Below are 16,024 nucleotides of genomic sequence, written 5' to 3'. Positions count from 1 at the left end.
TGAGGCCTTAATAAGAAGTAAAGGATTGTTGTTCTTGTTGGAGTTATTCAGTCATTATGTATTACATTTCGAACGTTATTTTATATTAAGCAGACAAAGCACCTTGCTGATTCAATGGTCCATTGTTGTTCTTGCGGGCTTATATCTATTGGTGCATCATCCTAAAATAAACCGGTACCGCACAATGTTCTTGGTAGGTGTCTTATTGCGGATTGTTTTGCTGGCCGGGGTATCTGTTGAACTCATTCATCAGGTGCAAGTAACAAACTTTTCCAGCGCTTACTTGAGGGATGATGGAAATGAACTGCTGCCGCTGTTGCATTTTTTGTTATACGGATACGTGCTGCTGACGGCTTTTCACTATATGCTTGTGCTTCGTGATCATGGCGGAAAAGGCATGTTTTATACGTTTGATCTTGCCGTTGTCAGTTTGCCGATTGTACAAATGATATTCAGTTTCTTTTCGTTTTTGAAGGAATATCCTGATGGGGTCGAGCCGATTGATTTCGTGTTCCTGTTTTTAATCATCATTCTACCTATTGTGTTGAATGTACTGTTTTTCAAACTGTATTGGAGAACAAATAAGATTTTACTGGGTTTATTTTATACGCTGATTATCGGACTGCTTGTCCTGCTGCTTGCGCCATATCCTGAGCATATCTCGATTGACTATGGTGCAGTGATGCCATATACGATTTATTTAACAATGGCGGGATTTTTGATGAGCTATCATCTGTTCCAAAAGTCAGGAAAGGTTTATGTGCGTGTGAATAAGTGGCTGACGATGGCTGTCATTGTGTTTTTTATCTTGCTATTAAATCCGATATATAACGTAGGAACGGCTGCTTTCGCTGTATCAAAGCCAGCAAATGTCCACGATTCATTCAATTTTGTAGGAGAGCACATTTCATCAGAAAAAGCGGAACAGATACTAAAGTCATTTTTTCCTACGGATGAGACATTGTATTTGCATGATTCAAAGATGGATGTGCATTATTTCTACTCATTTGAAAGCATGAGCTATGAGGCTGAAGTGGATGAGGTGTCACAGCTGATTCTTAATTATCAGTACTTGAAAAAGCCGCGGGGGAAAACGCTGACTGATCAAGAGTACGTCCGGAAATCCGTTGCTTTCCTTGAACGGCATGGCCGTGTGTTAAACAAGGATCATGTCGAAACAGCGGTATCCAAAGAAGACGACCAGACAGTCGTACATATATTCTTGAAAAATCAATTTCATAAAAAAGATAACGATGATGAAGGCACAGTATTTTATTGGGAAAAGGAAACCTTAATGGGCTTTGGTGAAGATCCTTCTATTTATCAGCTTAATACTCTTCAGCATGTTCATATCACAGAACGAGACATACACGACAAAGTGAAGGAAATGTTTGCAGTTTTAAACATACCGAAACAGCCTTATCAGATCACAGATATTGAAAGCGACAGCCTGCTTGGAAGTTTAGTGCAAGTTGAAACAAAAGACGGAATTGTTTTGGACTTTGAAAGTGAATCCGGCAGTTTACAACGTCTTTCGCTTCCAACGAAAAAGAATATCTCATTGACAAACAGTCGGCTGCAACAGCAAATATTATCGGTCTTCGATGCTGATGTATCAGAAATGAAGAAAAAAAGCAGGCAGAGTGATGCGGTGGTGTATCATGACTCTTCTAAAACGTACGAGTTTTTTGAAGATCAAGGGATGCTTAACGTTGATGTTTACAGCGATACACGGCATAAATCATTTCCTTATACGTATCGTGATGGAAAATTGGCTTATGAAAAAGTAGCTGCTGCATATCGGGATGTCATTTATAAAAAGCGCATGCGTCCGATTATCATTCAAAGAGGAAATGAACGCCATTATGCATGGCTGATCATTATTCAGCCGTTCGGGTCAAACCGCCATGATGCTTACGTGGTGGATGGAGAAACACAAGAGGTGAAAAGTCTTTATGAATCATAAAGAAAAAGAGTCTGTTTTTTTAGATTTATACGACCTATATAAAGAGGGTGAGCTAGAGGATGAATCAATGGAATGGATGAAACAGCATGAGCCCTTATATCAAAAGAGCGCGGAAGGCTTAAAGAGTGAATCTTGTTTCAAGAGAAGCCCGGGTGCTGAAGAAGAGAACCAAATTAGACATATGAAAGTATACCTGTCTTCCATGTATATCTGTTTCATTTTATTGGCCATCTGGATGACGGTGTGGTTTTACTTTTAATGAAGCATAGGGATTCTATTGAGGACTTGTATCGACAGTATTACCAAGAAATTTTGAATTATTTATTCAGAAGGACTCATCACCTTGAAACAGCCAAGGACTTAGCGCAGGACACATTTGTGAAAGCTCTAAACGGTTTGTCTTCGTTTAGGGGGCATTCTTCCATCAGAACGTGGCTTTATACAATTGCACATCACACCTTTGTTAATTGGTATCGCAGGGATGTCAAATACCAATTTACTGATATCAGCAAAAATGAAGGGTTAACGCAGACAACTTATGAACAGCCTGAACAGTATCTGTCACGGATGGTAAAAAACGAAACACTTCGGCAGGAGCTCCTGCAGTTAAAGGATCAGCATCAATCCGTTTTGATTTTAAGAGAATTCCAAGAGCTTTCTTATGAAGAAATCGCGGAGATATTAGGATGGAGTCTTTCAAAGGTGAAAACCACACTTCACCGGGCCAGATTAGAGCTTAAAAAAAACATGGCGAAAAGAAGAGAGGAGGAGGGGATATGACCTGCTTTCTAGTAAGAGACTTGCTTCCTCTGTATCTTGAAGGTGATTGTAAAAGAGAAACGGAACACGTCATTGAAGAGCATTTAAAAACCTGCAGCAGCTGCAGAGAAATGTTTGACATGATGGCTGAGCCTTTTGAATTGGAAGGTGAACAGGCCGTTGAGGAGAATTTTCTGCCGGAAGAGGAAATACGGTTTAAACAGAGGTACTACGGTTTGCTGATCGTTAAAGCTGCCTGCTGGTTTGGAGCGGCGGTTGCCGTGATGCTGATCATCAAACTGCTGATATAAGGAAAAGCGCTTGCCGGAACACGGACAAGCGCTTTTTTAGATTAAACTTGGGGATGAATCATTTCGTAGATTGCGGCAAGCTGTTCTTGTGACAGAGCACCGAAGAGTTTTTCGTAAACGTCAGCTTGCAGAGGTGTCGCGCCTGCTTGTACCGCTGCATCTTTATCATAGCTGTATACACCGTCTTGTAATACAATGGCTGCTTGAAGAATGTGGATCTTTAGGGAAACAGCAGAGAAAAATTGTTCAAGTGCGAGTGCTTCTTTTTCTGTGAAGCCAAGTTCAATTGCTTTTTCTGTATCAAATTTGTAATTTCCATCTTCGACATACACACATTGTGAAACAACATTGAAAAACTCTGATGTCGACTCCCATAATGTTGCGATTACTTGAGCCTCTTCTTTTGTCATTCCTAGCTCGACAGCTTTTTCACTGTCAAAATAATACACACCGTCTTGTTCGTATATACATTGATTTAATACATCAATGAATGTATTGAGATCTTCGTTTGTGATTGTCTGATGCTGAACATGAACAACAGTGTTATCAGCCAATGTTTTTGCGCTGGCTGCATCAGGGCCGAACGTTAATAGAGCGGCTGAGGTCATTGCGGCAGTCGTTAGCATAGCTTTTTTTACAAATGTTTTCTTCATGTTTCTTCTCTCCCTTTTATGAATTGTGTTACAAATTCCATTATAGGGAGAGATTAGTATGAGAAAAATAGGCTCTATGGTATTTTATGTATGCCGTTGCCGAACTACTTTTGGCCGTCACATGTGTAATCGTTAGAACGATTGTCTATGTATGGATCCTGTTTTGCATCTTCCCGACTAAGAAACAGGGGAGATAAGACTTAATGAAATAAAAAACACCGCTTTCTTTGCGGTGTTTTTTGATTACAATGTCTCCAGTGGGGCAATGCTTTTAATCAAGCAAGCCCTGCTCGCGCATTTTCTTTTTTAATGTAAATCCGCCGCCCATAACGGCGCAAACAAGTACAATGCTGGCTGCAATGCCTATTGCGCTTTTTTCAGCGATAAAGACGCCGATCAGCATAATGCTGAAAACCGCTGCAAATGCAAATAATAATAAAAGCCAATTCATTTTTTTCATATTTTCCATCCCCTTTTACGTCTTATAATAAGTTTACAGAAAAACGTGACGCTTTTAAAGAGGATGTGTGGTATAATATGAAAGTTATCTAATTTTATTAGGAGATGAAAAAGTGAAACTTCGAAATGATCTTCGCAACATCGCGATTATTGCCCACGTTGACCATGGGAAAACGACTCTAGTCGATCAGCTTTTACATCAGGCTGGTACGTTCCGTGCCAACGAACAGGTTGCTGAACGCGCAATGGACTCTAATGATCTTGAACGCGAACGCGGCATTACAATTTTGGCGAAAAATACTGCGATTAACTATAAAGATACACGCATCAATATTTTGGATACCCCTGGACACGCAGACTTTGGGGGAGAAGTAGAACGGATTATGAAAATGGTTGACGGCGTAGTGCTTGTCGTTGACGCATATGAAGGCTGTATGCCTCAAACTCGTTTCGTTCTGAAAAAAGCTCTTGAGCAAAACCTGAACCCGGTTGTTGTTGTAAACAAAATTGACCGTGACTTTGCTCGTCCTGAGGAAGTTATCGATGAGGTTCTTGATCTGTTCATTGAGCTTGATGCTAATGAAGAGCAGCTCGAGTTCCCAGTAGTATACGCTTCCGCGATTAATGGAACAGCGAGTCTTGATCCGAAACAGCAGGATGAAAACATGGAAGCTTTATATGAAACGATTATTAAGCATGTTCCGGCACCTGTTGATAATGCAGAGGAGCCGCTTCAATTCCAAGTTGCCCTTCTTGACTACAACGACTATGTAGGCCGTATCGGTATCGGACGCGTTTTCCGCGGCACGATGAAAGTCGGCCAGCAGGTTTCTCTTATGAAGCTTGACGGAACGGCTAAATCATTCCGTGTAACAAAGATTTTCGGTTTCCAAGGCTTAAAGCGTGTGGAAATTGAAGAAGCAAAAGCGGGAGACCTCGTTGCGGTTTCCGGTATGGAAGATATCAACGTTGGTGAAACGGTCTGTCCTGTAGACCATCAAGATCCGCTTCCAGTGCTTCGCATTGATGAGCCGACACTTCAAATGACATTTGTCGTAAATAACAGTCCGTTTGCAGGCCGTGAAGGCAAATATGTAACGGCCCGCAAAATCGAAGAGCGTCTTCAGTCACAGCTTCAGACGGATGTGAGCTTGCGTGTCGAGCCTACAGCTTCTCCTGATGCTTGGGTTGTTTCCGGACGCGGTGAGCTGCACTTGTCAATTTTAATTGAAAATATGCGCCGGGAAGGCTATGAGCTTCAGGTGTCAAAACCTGAAGTTATCATCAAAGAAATCGACGGCGTACGCTGTGAGCCTGTTGAGCGTGTACAAATCGATGTTCCTGAAGAGCATACAGGTTCTGTCATGGAATCAATGGGTGCCCGCAAAGGCGAAATGGTTGATATGATTAATAACGGCAACGGCCAAGTCCGTCTCATCTTTACAGTTCCTTCCCGCGGATTGATCGGTTACTCTACAGAGTTCCTGTCATTAACACGCGGATTCGGTATCCTGAACCATACGTTTGACAGCTACCAGCCGATGCAGGCGGGCCAAGTCGGCGGACGCCGTCAAGGTGTGCTTGTGTCAATGGAAAACGGAAAAGCGACATCTTATGGTATTCAAGGAATTGAAGACCGCGGTGTCATCTTCGTTGAGCCTGGTACTGAAGTATACGAAGGAATGATCGTTGGAGAGCATAACCGTGACAACGATCTTGTTGTTAACGTCAGCAAAATGAAACAGCAGACGAACGTCCGCTCTGCGACAAAAGATCAGACAACTACAATCAAAAAAGCGCGTATCATGTCTCTTGAGGAGTCTCTAGAGTACTTAAACGAAGATGAATACTGTGAAGTAACGCCTGAATCCATCCGTTTAAGAAAGAAAATCCTCAATAAAAACGAACGTGAAAAAGCAGCTAAAAAGAAAAAAACAGCAGGATTGTCTTAATCTCTTGCAGAATTTGAAAAGATAGAACCCGCACGTTTGCAGGGGAGGGAATCTTTTTGAATGACGTAAATGAACGCCTGTCGTTCTTCGCCGCTCTATATCAAGTAGACCGGCAGCCTGCGGCAGGCATGTGGCTGCTGTACGGCACGATTTTTGTGTTGGCCGTTATTGTGTTTAAGCTTGGCTTTGCTAAACGGCTTCCGGTATTAAAATCAGCAGTGGTGTATGTATTTCTGGCTTTGGGCTGCACTGTTTTGACCTTTTTAGGAGTGTTTTTGCCCGTGGCAGAGGGATTGGTCGTCGCTGCGCTGATTTTAATCATTTACAAAATTCGGCTGTATCAGTCGAAAAAGGGACAGTCTGCAAAATCATAAAAAGACTCAGCTGAGAAGCTGAGTCTTTTTTGTTCTGTATGGTAAAGCGGTTGCTTTATTTTTTGACTTTTTCTTTCTTCTGCTGTCCCGGATGAAAAGTGAATTTTCCCGTTTTCAGCCGTTCTTCTGTTTTTTTGGTAATCCGGTCGTGGCATTCCTGACACATATATGTATGGATTGGGCGGTTTCGAAGCCGTTTCGCGATCAGGGTATCATCATCAATAGTTTCAATTTTATCGCAAATAGAACATTGGACCCTCATCATATCACCTCTTTCACTAACATGTATTATAGCACGGATCAGAAGCTGTCCAAAATAAGAAAAAGCTAAAGCGCGAGGCTATAGCTTAATCATTGGTATTCTTTTTCATATGATGATCAGATTGATCGTTTTGCTCCTGATCCATTTCCTGCTGCTGCTTTCTGTTTAATTGATCATTTTGCTGCTTTGTTTGCGGCTCGTCTTCATTATCAATCACATCGTTAGGCACTTCCGGAAGCACTCGGCCGACAATCGCAGCCAATTCATCTAATATGCCTGTCACAGGACGGCCTTCACTGATTTCTCTGCTCATTTCATTCAGGCGGCTGACCGTATCTGGGTCAGCAATGACAACCGCGTTGGCGCCGTATCGATCATTTTTTAGAGCTTGGGCTACAGAATATTTAATGGTTTCCACTTTGCTTCTGTCCAAAGTATCATCGACGTCAATCCCCACAACGGCATATCCTCCGAGCACAACGGCTGTTGCATCCTTGACATCAGGGATTTTTTCAGCAACGCTGACAAGATGCTTGGCAATATCCGTTCTTGTTCCATTGTCTTTTGTCTCCTGAGTTGTGTCCTTTACGTGAATCGGTTTGGTTTCCTGTTGTCTTGTTGATTCTTCTTCAACATTTTGATCCTGTCTTCCTTGCTGGTAGGCACATGCGGACAGGATAAACGTCAGCTGTATGATAATGAAAAGAATTCGCACTTGCGGGTTCCCTCCTTGAGATACATTCATTAATTTTATTGTTGAATTAACCTTCTATCTTTATGCACAAAAACATATATTTTAGCAGGCATTCACCTTTTTCATCGTAAGAGAAGCAGGAAGAACTTTGACCCTTATATCAGGAGGCTGAGACTTGAGTAAAATTTATGTGTTAGATACGAATGTGTTATTACAGGATCCTAACGCGATATTTTCTTTTGAAGAAAATGAGGTTGTCATCCCTGCTGTTGTATTAGAAGAGGTTGATTCAAAAAAACGGTATATGGACGAAGTTGGGAGGAATGCAAGGCACGTATCTAAGCTGATCGATGCGCTAAGGCAAAAGGGCAGGCTGCATGAGCAGGTCCCGCTCCATACTGGGGGCACACTGAGAATTGAACTGAATCATCGTTCGTTTCACCAGCTGCAAGAGATCTTTATTGAAAAAACGAACGATAATCGTATATTAGCTGTTGCGAAAAACTTAAGCCTTGAGGAAGAAACGAAGGAAGATGGCAGGGCGGTTATCCTTGTCAGCAAGGATGTATTGGTCAGAGTTAAAGCAGACGCAATCGGGCTGCATGCTGAAGATTTCTTAAATGACCGGGTTGTGGATAATGATGAAATGTACAGCGGCTATAAGGATTTATATATCAGCCAGCAACTGCTCAGCTCTTTTTATGGGAAAAATCAAATTTCAGTAAATGATTTAAAACAGCACGCATTTTATCCGAATCAATTCGCATTAATGAAGGATGAGCTGGGAGGATCATCCTCAGCTGTCGGAATTGCAGATAAAACAGGAAAGGTCTTAAAAAGGCTTGTATTTGATGATGAACATGTATGGGGAATCAGGCCGAAAAATGTACAGCAGACAATGGCATTAGAGCTTTTGCTGCGTGAAGATATTCCGCTCGTCACCCTGATCGGAAAAGCAGGAACCGGCAAAACGCTTTTAGCATTGGCGGCGGGGCTATTGCAGACAGAAGACTTGGGAATATATAAAAAGCTGGTCGTCGCAAGACCGATTGTTCCTGTTGGCAAAGACATCGGATACTTGCCTGGCGAAAAAGAGGAAAAGCTAAAGCCTTGGATGCAGCCGATTTTTGACAACTTAGAGTTTCTGTTTAATGCGAAAAAACCGGGGGAGCTTGAGGCCATTCTGTCGGGTATTGGCTCAATTCAGGTTGAGGCGCTGACTTATATCAGGGGGAGAAGTATTCCAGATCAATTTATTATTATTGATGAAGCACAAAATTTGACCAGGCATGAAGTGAAAACGCTGCTGACGAGAGTCGGTGAGGGCAGTAAAATTGTCTTAATGGGCGATCCTGAACAAATTGATCACCCATATTTAGACAGTTTGAACAATGGTTTGGCCTATGTGGTTGAGCGATTTAAAGGACAACCCATCTCAGGCAGCGTGAAGCTGTTAAAAGGTGAGAGATCAGGTCTCGCTCAGCTGGCCGCTGACTTGCTGTAATACTAAACGATTTCAATTTCTTTTATATGGGTGATCGGCTGTTCGTGATCAACTGGATCTTCAAAGTAAATATGTACGGGGCCGCTTTCTTGAATCGGCTTGCCTGCTTCACTGAAATGGACAATACTGTTCAGAGCGGTTTCAAGAGGAACGGCGGCCTTTCCCGAACTTGTGACGAATACGCATTGTGTCGCGGAGCTGAGCGGCTCGGCATTTTTCAGAACAGTTCCAAGTTTCATTGCGAAACTGCCGTTCATCAGTTTTTGCTTCTCGAATTGTTTTTCCGTCTTTAATGTTGGCGGCGCAATCCGGCCTTCTCTGATCACGCGTTCAGGATCAAGATCCGATTCATCCCCGGCTGATTGTAAATGTATGTCTTGACCGTCCCCTTTGCGGTCAAACGAAAATTTGCGATCATCAAAAATCCATACACTCGGATCAATGGTGATCGGATATGTAACATTGCCTTTTACTTGTATAACACTCATGATATAACCCCCTTCTCTCAAAATTATAAAAGTTTTCGCATGAATTGTCACTTTGTGTACAAATTATGTGTATTGAAATGCTCAGGGAGCGAGGGTGGTTGCATGGTATGCCGGCATAATGACGAGCTTGAAGCCTTAGTAAAAGAGGCAAAAAAGGTGACAGACAAGGGGGAAGTAGCCAGCTATATTCCCGCCTTGGCAAAAGCTGATAAACACGGTCTGTCAGTGGCGATTTATTATTCCAATAATGCTTGTCTGTCAGCGGGTGACGTAGAAAAAACATTTACGCTTCAAAGTATATCGAAAGTCCTCTCACTTGCATTGGTGTTAATGGAATACGGCAAAGATAAGGTCTTCAGTTATGTCGGACAGGAGCCGACCGGTGATCCGTTTAATTCAATTATCAAGCTGGAAACAGTGAATCCGAGCAAGCCGTTAAACCCTATGATCAATGCCGGGGCATTGGTCGTGACAAGCTTGATTAAAGGGAAGACGGTGAAAGAGAGACTTGATTATTTGCTTTCTTTTATCAGAAGGCTGACAAACAACCGAGAGATTACATACTGCCGGGAAGTGGCTGAATCCGAATACAGCACGTCAATGATTAATCGGGCAATGTGTTATTATATGAAGCAGTACGGCATTTTTGAAGATGATGTAGAAGCTGTAATGGATTTATACACGAAGCAATGTGCGATTGAGATGAACAGCCTGGACTTGGCGAAAATCGGATCTGTATTCGCGCTGAACGGCAGACACCCTGAGACTGGGGAGCAAGTCATCTCAAAAGATGTGGCGAGAATTTGCAAAACGTTTATGGTGACGTGCGGAATGTACAATGCAAGCGGGGAATTTGCAATTAAGGTCGGAATTCCTGCAAAAAGCGGCGTATCCGGAGGGATTATGGGCATTTCGCCTTACGATTTCGGGATCGGCATTTTCGGCCCGGCATTGGACGAAAAAGGGAACAGCATTGCGGGTGTAAAGCTTTTGAAAATAATGTCTGACATGTACAGGCTGAGTATTTTTTAATTTATGGCATCTGCTTAAATCCTCTTGCATTTTCTGCTCATACCCTTTATGATAAATAGAAGAATTAGGTACTCGCCTGGGGAACGGAGGGATACTTTTGGCTTCAGAGATGATAGTTGACCATCGGCAAAAAGCTTTTGAGCTCTTAAAAGTTGACGCTGAGAAGATTTTGAAGCTGATCCGAGTACAAATGGATAACTTAACGATGCCTCAATGTCCTCTATATGAAGAGGTTTTAGATACTCAAATGTTCGGGCTTTCGAGGGAAATCGATTTTGCTGTCCGCCTGGGATTGGTTGATGAAAAAGACGGTAAAGACCTTTTATACACATTGGAGCGCGAATTGTCGGCTTTACATGACGCGTTTACAGGTAAATAAATGATAAAACTCAAACTTATTAACAGTTTGGGTTTTTTTATAACCGCTAATTTTCTCTCATCTCCTTAAAGACGGTCTTTTTTTACACATTCCTACCGAATCGTATAGAGATTCTTCGTCTCGTTTGATAAATTGTAGTAAAATAAAAAAATAGAAATACATAAAAACCATAGATAATGGAAGTTAGAAGCAGGGAAGAGGATGTTATGTTAAAAAAAATGCTAAAATCTTATGATTACTCACTGATATTCGCAATTGTTTTATTATGCGGATTCGGTTTAGTGATGGTATACAGCTCAAGCATGATTACGGCTGTTTCTCGGTATGGAGTAAGCAGTAATTTTTTCTTCATGCGGCAGCTGTTTGCTTTAATTGCGGGGGGCGCTCTTTTTATTCTCATGGCTTTGTTTCCTTACAAAGCACTGGCTCACCAGAAGTTTCAGAAGGGGATGCTGCTTGTTTCTGTTCTGGCGCTTATCTCGCTGTTCGTATTCGGGCATGTTGCCGGAAACGCACAAAGCTGGTTTAAAATTGGCGGATTGAGTTTGCAGCCGGGCGAATTTGTCAAGCTGGTGGTCATATTATATCTTGCAGCCGTATACGCCAAAAAACAAAGCTATATTGATCATCTGTTAACGGGAGTGGCGCCTCCAGTGGTGATGACAATCATTCTTTGCGGATTGATTGCTATGCAGCCTGACATCGGTACAGCGTCGATTATCGCTTTAATTGCAACATGCATGATTTTGTGCTCGGGTTTCAGCGGAAAAACGTTGGTAAAGCTTATTTTGTTGGGCGGGATTGTTTTAATCCTGGTCAGCCCGATTATTTATTTAAATAAGGACAAGATCCTAACAGAAAAGCGTTTAGATCGTTTTGAGAGCCTTGAAGACCCGTTTAAATATGCGGATTCATCAGGTTTACAAGTGATCAATTCATATTATGCGATCGGCTCAGGCGGTATTTTCGGTCTGGGACTCGGTGAAAGTATTCAAAAATACGGATATCTGCCTGAATCACATACTGACTTTATCATGGCCGTGATTGCTGAAGAACTAGGTATTTTTGGGGTATTGTTTGTGATTTTCCTATTGGGTTTTATCGTAATAAAAGGCTTTTATATTGCCAGGAAATGCGAGGACCCGTTTGGAAGTCTTCTAGCGATCGGCATTTCGAGCATGATCGCCATACAATCGTTTATTAACCTTGGCGGTGTCAGCGGATTAATTCCGATTACGGGGGTTACGCTGCCATTTATCAGTTACGGGGGCTCTTCTTTAGTGCTGCTGCTGGCGAGTATGGGGATATTAGCGAATATCAGCATGTTTGTGAAATATTCAGAGAATAAGAAAAAGAGAGAGCCCTTGGCGCCGAAGGGAATGAAAAAGAAACAGCTCAAAAAAACTGTTTATCTGTAAAAAACAAGTGTGTACATGGGAAGGATATTTCGCTATGATAGATTATATTCCATTCGGGTAAGGGGGAGAAAAGTTTGTCTCAGCAAACGATACAAAAAGTATTAGTAGCAAACAGGGGAGAAATTGCAATCCGAATATTCCGGGCTTGTACCGAATTAAATATTCGTACTGTTGCGGTCTATTCAAAAGAAGATTCCGGTTCCTACCATCGGTACAAGGCGGATGAAGCATACCTGGTCGGTGAAGGGAAAAAACCGATTGATGCTTACCTGGATATCGAGGGTATCATTGATATTGCGAAAAGAAACAAAGTCGATGCGATTCATCCGGGATACGGTTTCTTATCTGAAAATATCCATTTCGCGAAACGATGTGAAGAAGAAGGCATCGTATTCATTGGTCCAAAATCCGGGCATCTAGATATGTTTGGTGACAAGGTAAAAGCGCGTGAGCAGGCAGAAAAAGCCGGAATCCCTGTGATTCCCGGAAGCGACGGCCCTGCAGAAACGCTTGAAGCAGTCGAACAATTTGGACAAACTAACGGTTATCCAATTATCATTAAAGCTTCGCTTGGCGGCGGCGGCCGCGGTATGCGGATTGTCAGATCTGAAAGTGAAGTCAAAGAAGCATATGAGCGTGCAAAATCAGAAGCGAAAGCAGCCTTTGGCAATGATGAAGTTTATGTAGAAAAATTGATTGAAAACCCGAAACATATTGAGGTTCAGGTGATTGGAGACAAGCAGGGCAATGTCGTCCACCTTTTTGAGAGGGACTGTTCTGTTCAAAGACGCCACCAAAAAGTCATTGAAGTGGCACCGAGTGTCTCGCTGTCACCTGAATTAAGAGATCAGATTTGTGAAGCGGCAGTTGCGCTTGCGAAAAATGTAAACTATATAAACGCAGGTACGGTTGAATTCCTTGTTGCAAACAACGAGTTCTACTTTATTGAAGTAAACCCTCGCGTACAAGTTGAACATACGATTACAGAAATGATTACAGGTGTCGACATTGTTCAAACACAGATCCTTGTTGCCCAAGGGCACAGCCTTCACAGCAAAAAAGTAAATATTCCTGAGCAAAAGGACATTTCTACAAACGGCTATGCCATTCAGTCACGGGTTACGACTGAGGATCCGCAAAATGATTTCATGCCTGATACAGGAAAAATCATGGCTTACCGCTCAGGCGGCGGTTTTGGTGTCCGTCTTGATACCGGAAACAGCTTCCAAGGAGCCGTAATTACGCCGTATTATGATTCACTTCTCGTTAAGCTTTCCACTTGGGCTTTAACGTTTGAACAGGCGGCGGCCAAAATGGTCCGAAACCTTCAGGAGTTTAGAATCAGAGGCATTAAAACAAACATTCCGTTTCTTGAGAACGTTGCAAAGCATGAGAAGTTCCTGACAGGGCAATATGATACATCTTTCATTGATACAACACCTGAATTATTTATTTTCCCTAAACAGAAAGACCGCGGAACGAAAATGCTCACTTACATCGGCAATGTGACAGTGAACGGGTTCCCTGGAATCGGTAAAAAAGAAAAACCGGCGTTTGACAAGCCGTTAAACGTAAAAGTAGACGCTGATCAGCAGCCTGCCAGAGGGACAAAGCAAATTCTCGATGAAAAAGGTGCTGAAGGGCTTGCGAAATGGGTTAAGGAGCAGAAATCTGTCCTTTTAACTGATACGACATTCAGGGATGCCCACCAATCGTTATTGGCGACGAGATTCAGATCTCATGATTTGAAAAAAATCGCGAATCCGACAGCAGCTTTATGGCCTGAGCTATTCAGCATGGAAATGTGGGGAGGCGCGACCTTCGATGTAGCCTACCGATTCCTGAAAGAAGATCCATGGAAGCGTTTGGAAGATCTTCGCAAGGAAGTCCCGAACACCTTATTCCAGATGCTTCTTCGTTCATCAAATGCGGTAGGCTATACGAATTATCCGGACAATGTGATTAAAGAATTTGTGAAGCAATCCGCTCAAGCCGGTATTGATGTGTTCCGTATTTTCGACAGTTTAAACTGGGTAAAAGGGATGACGTTAGCCATTGATGCTGTTCGGGATACCGGCAAAGTGGCAGAAGCAGCGATTTGTTACACGGGAGATATTCTTGACAAGAACCGCACGAAATATGATCTTGCTTACTATACGTCGATGGCGAAGGAGCTTGAGGCTGCCGGAGCCCATATTCTCGGAATTAAAGATATGGCGGGACTGTTAAAACCGCAGGCTGCATATGAACTCGTTTCTGCGTTGAAAGAGACAATCGACATTCCGGTTCACCTTCATACGCATGATACGAGCGGCAACGGTATTTTTATGTATGCGAAAGCTGTTGAAGCCGGCGTTGATATTATAGACGTGGCGGTCAGCTCAATGGCGGGATTAACGTCTCAGCCTAGCGCGAGCGGATTTTATCATGCGATGGAAGGCAACGCCCGCCGTCCGGAAATGAATGTTCAAGACGTTGAATTGCTGTCCCAGTATTGGGAGTCAGTGCGTAAATATTATAGTGAATTTGAAAGCGGAATGAAGTCTCCGCATACTGAAATTTATGAGCACGAAATGCCTGGAGGCCAATACAGCAACCTGCAACAGCAGGCGAAAGGAGTAGGCCTTGGCGACCGCTGGAATGAAGTTAAGGAAATGTACAGACGCGTCAACGATATGTTCGGTGACATCGTGAAGGTAACGCCTTCCTCTAAAGTAGTCGGAGATATGGCGCTCTACATGGTGCAAAATAATCTCACTGAAAAGGACGTTTACGAAAAAGGCGAATCATTAGATTTCCCTGATTCTGTAGTGGAGCTTTTCAAAGGAAATATTGGCCAACCTCATGGCGGATTCCCGGAAAAACTCCAAAAGCTGATCTTAAAAGGCCAGAAGCCGATTACGGTCAGACCGGGAGAGCTGTTAGAGCCGGTATCCTTTGAAGCAATCAAACAGGATTTTAAAGAGCAGCATAACTTGGAGATTTCAGATCAAGATGCTGTGGCGTATGCCCTTTATCCTAAAGTCTTCTCTGATTATGTGAAAACGGCAGAAAGCTATGGAGACATTTCGGTATTAGATACGCCGACATTCTTCTATGGCATGACCTTAGGTGAAGAAATAGAAGTGGAAATTGAGCGCGGAAAAACATTGATTGTCAAGCTGATTTCAATCGGTGAGCCTCAGCCTGATGCCACTCGCGTCGTTTATTTCGAACTGAACGGACAGCCGCGCGAGGTTGTCATTAAAGACGAAAGCATCAAGTCTTCCGTTCAGGAAAGGCTGAAAGCGGACCGGACAAACCCAAGTCACATCGCAGCTTCTATGCCTGGAACGGTTATTAAGGTATTGACTGAAGCAGGCACAAAAGTCAATAAAGGTGATCATTTGATGATCAATGAAGCGATGAAGATGGAAACAACGGTTCAAGCGCCTTTCTCAGGAACAATCAAGCAGGTTCATGTCAAAAATGGCGAGCCGATCCAAACGGGAGATCTTCTTCTCGAAATTGAAAAAGCATAATAAACCGGAGTGTATATCATTGGATATACACTCTTATTTTTTTAAAAAAGAGCGGAGTGAAACAGTTGAAAGTGTGTGTATGGTTTTAAGGCTTTGAAGACAATTCAGCACTGTCACAAGTCATTTTCTATTCAAAACAAAAAACAGAACTTATCTGCTGCCGATCCTACAGGTAGATCAGTACTTTATAAACGTGAAGTATGATATAAGCCATGAATATCTCTTTAAGACTCAATCTGTTTTTTAAAATGA

Annotated in this window: 16 protein-coding genes; 11 read left to right on the top strand and 5 right to left on the bottom strand. The window is 42.6% G+C overall.

All coding sequences use genetic code 11. The features are described 5' to 3' along the window. Positions 1-25 precede the first annotated feature (25 nt). From BSI_RS10850 to BSI_RS10865, 4 genes are read left to right on the top strand one after another with little or no spacing between them, the layout of a single operon-like run. Positions 26-1,966, top strand: a complete 1,941-nt coding sequence (locus BSI_RS10850; protein WP_080030828.1) for a hypothetical protein — start codon at positions 26-28, stop codon at positions 1,964-1,966. After that, entirely contained in the window at positions 1,956-2,225 is a 270-nt protein-coding gene (locus BSI_RS10855) for a hypothetical protein (RefSeq protein WP_003238776.1), read from the top strand. Before BSI_RS10850 ends, BSI_RS10855 begins: the two co-directional genes overlap by 11 nt. Further along, positions 2,225-2,746 (top strand): sigma-70 family RNA polymerase sigma factor, encoded by a 522-nt coding sequence (locus BSI_RS10860; RefSeq protein WP_032732083.1) that lies wholly within the window; start codon positions 2,225-2,227, stop codon positions 2,744-2,746. Before BSI_RS10855 ends, BSI_RS10860 begins: the two co-directional genes overlap by 1 nt. Beyond that, positions 2,743-3,036 (top strand): anti-sigma factor family protein, encoded by a 294-nt coding sequence (locus BSI_RS10865; protein ID WP_003238772.1) that lies wholly within the window; start codon positions 2,743-2,745, stop codon positions 3,034-3,036. The genes BSI_RS10860 and BSI_RS10865 overlap by 4 nt, the downstream gene beginning before the upstream one ends. A gap of 41 nt (positions 3,037-3,077) precedes the next feature. Here the strand turns inward: BSI_RS10865 and BSI_RS10870 are convergent, their stop codons facing one another. Beyond that, positions 3,078-3,689 carry a hypothetical protein gene (locus BSI_RS10870; protein WP_003238770.1) on the bottom strand — a complete coding sequence of 204 codons (612 nt, stop codon included), beginning with the start codon at positions 3,687-3,689 and terminating at the stop codon, positions 3,078-3,080. A gap of 271 nt (positions 3,690-3,960) precedes the next feature. Next, positions 3,961-4,149, bottom strand: a complete 189-nt coding sequence (locus BSI_RS10875) for a YlaF family protein (protein WP_003238768.1) — start codon at positions 4,147-4,149, stop codon at positions 3,961-3,963. 112 nt (positions 4,150-4,261) lie between these two features. On the opposite strand from BSI_RS10875, the gene typA reads away from it, so the two are divergent. Continuing rightward, entirely contained in the window at positions 4,262-6,100 is a 1,839-nt protein-coding gene (gene typA, locus BSI_RS10880; RefSeq protein ID WP_003232278.1) for a translational GTPase TypA, read from the top strand. Positions 6,101-6,156: 56 nt separating this feature from the next. Then, on the top strand, positions 6,157-6,474 hold the full coding sequence (locus BSI_RS10885; RefSeq protein WP_003238765.1) for a YlaH-like family protein: 318 nt from the start codon (positions 6,157-6,159) through the stop codon (positions 6,472-6,474). Between the two features lie 55 nt (positions 6,475-6,529). On the opposite strand, the gene BSI_RS10890 is transcribed toward BSI_RS10885, so the two are convergent. Continuing rightward, the gene (locus BSI_RS10890) at positions 6,530-6,739 is read right to left on the bottom strand and encodes a YlaI family protein (RefSeq protein ID WP_003238763.1); all 210 of its coding nucleotides are present in this window, start codon (positions 6,737-6,739) and stop codon (positions 6,530-6,532) included. An 82-nt stretch (positions 6,740-6,821) separates the two neighbouring features. Next, positions 6,822-7,451 (bottom strand): YhcN/YlaJ family sporulation lipoprotein, encoded by a 630-nt coding sequence (locus tag BSI_RS10895; RefSeq protein WP_003238761.1) that lies wholly within the window; start codon positions 7,449-7,451, stop codon positions 6,822-6,824. Between the two features lie 154 nt (positions 7,452-7,605). Between BSI_RS10895 and BSI_RS10900 the strand changes: the two genes are divergently transcribed. After that, positions 7,606-8,934, top strand: a complete 1,329-nt coding sequence (locus tag BSI_RS10900) for a PhoH family protein (protein WP_003238759.1) — start codon at positions 7,606-7,608, stop codon at positions 8,932-8,934. Positions 8,935-8,936: 2 nt separating this feature from the next. Here BSI_RS10900 and BSI_RS10905 read toward each other — a convergent pair whose 3' ends face one another. Then, complete coding sequence (locus BSI_RS10905) at positions 8,937-9,422, bottom strand: hypothetical protein (protein ID WP_003238758.1); 486 nt, start codon at positions 9,420-9,422, stop codon at positions 8,937-8,939. Between the two features lie 102 nt (positions 9,423-9,524). On the opposite strand from BSI_RS10905, the gene glsA reads away from it, so the two are divergent. The 4 genes from glsA (at position 9,525) to pyc (ending at position 15,772) form a co-directional block, all read left to right on the top strand. After that, entirely contained in the window at positions 9,525-10,454 is a 930-nt protein-coding gene (glsA, locus tag BSI_RS10910) for a glutaminase A (protein WP_003238757.1), read from the top strand. A gap of 97 nt (positions 10,455-10,551) precedes the next feature. Further along, the gene (locus BSI_RS0121175) at positions 10,552-10,833 is read left to right on the top strand and encodes an Fpa/YlaN family protein (RefSeq protein ID WP_003221339.1); all 282 of its coding nucleotides are present in this window, start codon (positions 10,552-10,554) and stop codon (positions 10,831-10,833) included. A 206-nt stretch (positions 10,834-11,039) separates the two neighbouring features. After that, positions 11,040-12,251, top strand: a complete 1,212-nt coding sequence (ftsW, locus tag BSI_RS10915) for a cell division protein FtsW (protein ID WP_003238755.1) — start codon at positions 11,040-11,042, stop codon at positions 12,249-12,251. Positions 12,252-12,325: 74 nt separating this feature from the next. Then, complete coding sequence (gene pyc / locus BSI_RS10920) at positions 12,326-15,772, top strand: pyruvate carboxylase (RefSeq protein WP_003238754.1); 3,447 nt, start codon at positions 12,326-12,328, stop codon at positions 15,770-15,772. Positions 15,773-16,024: the final 252 nt, after the last annotated feature.

Origin of the sequence: Bacillus inaquosorum KCTC 13429 (genome assembly GCF_000332645.1) — a bacterium.
Taxonomy (GTDB): Bacteria; Bacillota; Bacilli; order Bacillales; family Bacillaceae; genus Bacillus; species Bacillus inaquosorum.
Note: the sequence above shows the minus strand (reverse complement) of the source record. Positions and strands in the feature narration are given on the sequence as shown.